4 protein-coding genes are annotated in these 5460 nt (G+C 64.3%); 3 read left to right on the top strand and 1 reads right to left on the bottom strand.

Translation table 11 applies throughout. The features are described from left to right. A partial coding sequence (locus EN939_RS19310) for a LacI family DNA-binding transcriptional regulator (protein WP_164751078.1) occupies positions 1–933 on the bottom strand: 933 nt, incomplete at its 3' end. A gap of 575 nt (positions 934–1508) precedes the next feature. Between EN939_RS19310 and EN939_RS19305 the strand changes: the two genes are divergently transcribed. The 3 genes from EN939_RS19305 to EN939_RS19295 all read left to right on the top strand — a co-directional run bounded on the left by EN939_RS19305 (position 1509) and on the right by EN939_RS19295 (position 5320). Next, positions 1509–2471, top strand: a complete 963-nt coding sequence (locus EN939_RS19305) for a sugar-binding protein (protein ID WP_127269276.1) — start codon at positions 1509–1511, stop codon at positions 2469–2471. Between the two features lie 255 nt (positions 2472–2726). Next, positions 2727–4271 carry a sugar ABC transporter ATP-binding protein gene (locus tag EN939_RS19300; protein WP_127269277.1) on the top strand — a complete coding sequence of 515 codons (1545 nt, stop codon included), beginning with the start codon at positions 2727–2729 and terminating at the stop codon, positions 4269–4271. Positions 4272–4324: 53 nt separating this feature from the next. Continuing rightward, positions 4325–5320, top strand: coding sequence for an ABC transporter permease (locus EN939_RS19295; RefSeq protein ID WP_027040007.1), 996 nt, complete (start codon positions 4325–4327; stop codon positions 5318–5320). The last annotated feature ends 140 nt before the right edge of the window (positions 5321–5460 follow it).

Here is a 5460-nt window from a genome sequence, read left to right as displayed (position 1 = left end):
GTCGTAGCCGACCACGGAGATGTCCTGCGGAATGTGCAGGCCGGCTTCCTTCAGCGCTTCGTAGCAGCCGATCGCGGTGCGGTCGTTCTGGCAGAAGATGGCGGTGGGCTTATCCCTGAGCGCCAGCAGCTTGACGGTGGCGGCGTAGCCGGCGCTGGCCGACCAGTCGCCTTCGACCACCAGCTCGGGGTCGAACGGGATGTCGGCGGTGGCGAGCGCGCGGCGGTAGCCTTTCAGGCGGTCCTGGGCGGCCTGCATCCAGGGCTCGCCGGTGATGGTGGCGATGCGGCGGTGGCCGTGGCTGATCAGATGGCGGGTCGAGCTCTGGCCGCCGGCGATCTCGCTCGGCACCACAGCAGGGAAGGCATAGTCCGCCGTATAGCAGTTGAGCAGGATCACCGGGATGTCGAGACCGTAGAGGTAGTCGGGCGCTGTGATCTCGCGGGTGAAGATGGTCATGTAGATCAGCGCCGAAATGCCCCGCTTGGTCAGCGCTGAAATGGCGCGCGGCTCCATGACGGAATCGCCCAGCGTCTGCGCCACCAGAAGCACGTTGCCGGCATTCCACGAGGCCTGGCGCGCGCCCTCGATGGCGACCACGGCTTCCGGGCTGGTGGCGAGCTGGTCGACGGCGAAGCCGATCACCCCGTCCAGCCCTTCGAAGGCGGGCCCCCCGAAGGCAGGCAACGTCGGGTGGAGGGCTGAGAAGGCGGGCGCGGCGTAGCCGAGCGTGCGCGCGGTTTCGATCACCCGTTCGCGGGTCTGCTGCGACAGCTTGATCCCTGGCGAATTGTTGAGCACGAAGGAAACGGTCGCCTGCGAGCAGCCGGCCGCCCTGGCGATATCGATCATGGTGACGCGGCCCTTGGCGCCCTTGGCCGGCGCTTTGCGCCGCCTCGCCGTGTCGCTGGCCCGATCCGTCGTCTCGCTCATGGCAAATCCCAGTCTGGCAGGCCGGTCAGGCCGGCAAGATGGCGTGACGCCGTCGATTTATAGCGGTAACCCCAAGGTCGTTTATAACTATTAGTATACCAGAGGTCCATCCGCCATGAATCCCCATACAAGCCAAAACCTAAAGGGCGGAAGGCTTGGGTGGCGGGCCGGCGGTGACCACGGCTCGGCGGCGGGCGCACCGCGAAACCCCGGCATTGGCGTGGAACTAATACTGTTTACTAATACAAAAATGCCCTGTACCGTCAATCCGTCGCGTCCGGTCGGTGACGTTCGGGGCGGCGGGAGAGTACGAAAAATGGCCCGGTGGCGAGCGGACCTACCTCCGCAACCCTTGTCTCGGATATGTGATATGTCAGACAAATCGGACTATTTACGAACGAAGGATGAGTCTCTAAGGTCCATGATCGTGGCTGGAACGACGCCATTCTTTCGGTGCCGGGAACCCCTTTGAGGAGGAGGGCGTCCACGCTGCAAACGGCAAATCAGGTCAGTGCCAAAATCAGGTTAATGCAAGATCGGCCGGTCCAACGACTGAGCCAAACGGGAGGTTGAACATGAAATCCTTGATACGAACTGCATCCGTAGCCGCGACCGCGCTGCTGCTTGGCCTGTCGGCCACGGCCATCGCGCGCGCCCAAGACAAGCCGACGCTGGCCTTCGTCGTCAACGGCGCTTCCGATTTCTGGAAGGCCGCCGAAGCCGGCGTCAAGAAGGCGCAGGGCGAACTGCCTGACTACAATCTTGAGCTCAAATATCCCGAGCAGTCCTCGGTCGCCATCCAGCAGCGGCTGATGGACGATCTGGTGACCGCCGGCGTCAAGGGCATCATGGTCTCGGCCGTCGATCCCAAGACCTCGACCGATGGGTTGAACAAGATCGCCTCGGAAACGGCGCTGTTCACCACCGACTCTGACGCACCGCAGACCAAGCGCGTCGCCTATATCGGCTCGTCCAATGTCGATGCCGGCAAGCAGGCGGCCGAAATCGCCAAGAAGGCGATGCCCAATGGCGGCAAGTGCCTCGGCTTCGTCGGCCTGCTCGGCGCCGACAACGCCAAGGAGCGCATCCAGGGCATGAAGGACGGCCTGGCCGGCACCAAGATCGAGCTGATCGACGTGCGCGGCGACGACATCGACCAGGCGCGCGCCAAGAAGAATGTCGAGGACGCGCTGGTCGCCAGCCCCGACGTCACCTGCATGGTCGGCTTCTATTCCTACAACACGCCGCGCATCTATGAAGCGCTGCGCGACGCCGGCAAGCTCGGCTCGATCACCGTCGTCGGCTTCGATGACGATCCGATCACGCTGGGCGGCGTCAAGGAAGGCACCATTGCCGCCACCGTCGTGCAGCAGCCCTTCGAATGGGCCTATCAGGGCATGAAGCTGATGGCTGCCTATCTCAAGGGCGACAAGTCGGGCATCCCGGAAGGCAACCTCATCATCATCCCGACCAAGATCATCGGCAAGGATGACGTCGACGCCTACGCCGCCAATCTGAAGGCGATGTCTGGAAACTGATCGTCGTTAGCGCTGCCCCTCATCCGCCTGCCGGCACCTTCTCCCCGTATAGTGACGGGGAGAAGGGAAGCGCTCCAACGCTGGCAATCCCCCTCTCCCCGTCTCTATACGGGGGTCCGAAGGACGGGCGAGACAAGTGGCTCGCCCCGGAAGGGGTAGGGTGAGGGGCAGCGCGACGCCTCGCTTTTTATTGACGGGTTCGATCAGGCCCGTCAGTCTGCGAGGAGGCCGTTCCGCCAATCGCTGTCAGGCATGATGAACTATTCCGACACATCCATTGCTGCATCCGTGACCGCCCCGTTCCTCAGCCTCGAGAACGTGCGCAAGACCTATCCGGGCGTCGTCGCGCTGGACGGCTTCTCCATGGAGGTCAGGCCGGGCGAGGTCATCGGCCTCGTCGGCGAAAACGGCGCCGGCAAATCGACCTTGATGAAGATCCTCGGCGGCGTCACCACGCCCGACAGCGGCACGATCACGGTCGACGGCACCGCGCATGACAGGCTCTCCGTCGAAGCCAGCCTGGGTTCGGGCATCGCCTTCGTCCACCAGGAACTCAACCTGTTCGAAAATCTCGATGTCGCGGCCAACATCTTCTTCGGCCGCGAGCCGTTGCGCGCCGGGCCGCTGAAGCTCGTCGACCGCGCCAGGCTGCGCACCATGGTGGCGCCGCTTTTGAAGCGCGTCGGCGCCAATTTTTCCGCCGACACCCAAGTTGCGACCCTGTCGCTGGCCCAGCAGCAGATGGTCGAGATCGCCAAGGCGCTGTCGATCGAGGCGCGGCTGGTCATCCTCGACGAGCCGACATCGAGCCTGCCGCTCGCCGAAACCGACAAATTGCTCGACGTCATCAAGGCGCTGAAGGCCGACGGCATCAGCGTCATCTTCATTTCGCACCGCCTGCACGAGGTCGAGCGCGTCGCCGACCGCGTCGTCGTGCTGCGCGACGGCATGCTTGCCGGTACGCTGGGCAAGCACGACATCGGCCACGACCAGATGGTCAAGCTGATGATCGGCCGCATGCTGAAGGAGCGCGAAAAAGCCTCCGAAGCTGCGCGTGCGCCCGGCGCCGTAGCGCTTGCGGCCAAGGCCATCCGCACACCGGCCTATCCCGGCCGGCCGGTCGACCTCGACGTCAGGCGCGGCGAAATCCTCGGTCTTGCCGGCCTTGTCGGTTCCGGCCGCACCGAACTGGCGCGGGTGTTCTTCGGCATCGACTCGAAGCTTGGCGGCGCGCTCGAGCTCGACGGCAAGCCGCTCGCGCTGGCGTCCGCGGCCGACGCTGTCGCGCATGGCATCTTCCTGGTGCCGGAAGACCGCAAGCTCACCGGCATCCTGCTCGACCTGTCGATCGCCCAGAATATTTCGCTGCCCAATCTGCCGGCGCATGCGCGCCGCTCGCTGGTGTCCTCAAGCGCCGAGACCGCCACCGCCGAGAAGCAGAAGAAAGATCTCGGCATCAAGGCACCGTCGGTGCAGACGCGCACCGGCACGCTGTCGGGCGGCAACCAGCAGAAGGTCGTGCTCGGCAAATGGCTGGCCATGAACCCGAAAGTGATGATCCTCGACGAGCCGACGCGCGGCATCGACATCGGCGCCAAGGCGGAAATCTATGGCCTGATGCGCGCATTGGCCGATGCCGGCGTCGCCGTGCTGATGATCTCCTCGGACATGGAAGAGGTGATCGGCGTGTCCGACCGCATCGCCGTCATGCATGAGGGCCAGATCTCGGGTATTCTCGACAAGGACCGGTTCAGCCAGGAAAACGTGCTGCTCCTGGCGGTGGGCAAGCAGCCGAAATAGTTCTTGCCACGGGCCGCGCAAACGCGATCCGCTCAGGCATTGGGGAGAAGACGATGAGCAAGAAAGATCTCGGCCTGCTGATCCTGATCTTGGTGGTCGGGGCGATCGTGGCGATCATCAATCCGCGCTTCCTGTTGCCGATCAACCTCGCCAACACCTCGAACCTGATCGGCCTGTTCGGCATCCTGTCGATCGGCCAGGCCTTCGTCATCATCACCGGCGGCATCGAATTGTCGGTCGGCTCGGTGGTAGCGCTGCTTGGCACGCTGTTCATCGACTTCATCGCCGTGCGTGGCATGGAATGGCCGCTGGCCTTCGTGCTCATCCTGGTGCTTGGCGCCATCATTGGCCTGGCGCATGGCTGGCTGATCACAAGGCTCAAGCTGCAGCCCTTCGTCGTCACGCTGTGCGGCCTGTTGATCTACCGCGGCGTTGCCCGCTTCTACACCGCCGACGGCACCGCGGGTTTTGCCTTCGGCCAGAATTTTCCCGACCTCGAATTCCTCACCGCCGGGCGCTCCTATGGCGTTCCCAACAGCTTCATCGCGCTGATCGTCATCTCGATCGTCATGTGGGTGGTGCTGCACCGCTCGGTGTTCGGCCGCTATCTCTACGCCATCGGCAAGAACGAGGAGGCGGCGAAATATTCCGGCATCCGCACCGGCCGCGTCGTCATCGCCGCCTACGTCATTTGCGGCGTGCTGACGGCGCTGTCGGCGATCTATTTCGCCATGTACACGCGCTCGATCTCTCCGGCCAGCCACGGCCAGTTCTACGAACTCTACGCCATCGCCGCCGCCGTGCTCGGCGGCTTCTCGCTGCGCGGCGGTGAAGGCTCGCTGATCGGCGTCATCCTCGGCACGGTGCTGCTGCAGGAACTGCAGAACCTAGTCAACCTGCTCGGCATCCCGTCCTCGCTCAACTTCGCGGTGATGGGCGGCGTCATCCTCATCGGCGTGCTGGTCGACCAGCAATGGGGCGTGTTCCGGGAACGGCGGCTGATGGTCGACGCCACCCGAAAAAGCGCCGCCGGCGCGGCCGCGGAATAGCGCCTCGCGGCGAATGGCGGGCGATGGCTGCAATTCCTGAACCGTTGACGCTCAGGGCCGGCGCGCTCGAAGCCGAACTGGTGCCGCAAATCGGCGGCAGCCTCAGCGCGCTGCGCTGGCGCGGCATCGATCTCATGCGC

The sequence above is a fragment of the Mesorhizobium sp. M7A.F.Ca.CA.002.05.1.1 genome, from assembly GCF_003998335.1.
Taxonomy (GTDB): domain Bacteria; phylum Pseudomonadota; class Alphaproteobacteria; order Rhizobiales; family Rhizobiaceae; genus Mesorhizobium.
Note: the sequence above shows the minus strand (reverse complement) of the source record. Positions and strands in the feature narration are given on the sequence as shown.

Excerpts from the sequence above, each read along its gene's own strand:
- EN939_RS19305 (WP_127269276.1), top strand. The coding sequence starts at position 1,509 with ATGAAATCCTTGATACGAACTGCATCCGTAGCCGCGACCGCGCTGCTG.
- EN939_RS19295 (WP_027040007.1), top strand. The coding sequence starts at position 4,325 with ATGAGCAAGAAAGATCTCGGCCTGCTGATCCTGATCTTGGTGGTCGGG.
- EN939_RS19300 (WP_127269277.1), top strand. The coding sequence starts at position 2,727 with ATGAACTATTCCGACACATCCATTGCTGCATCCGTGACCGCCCCGTTC.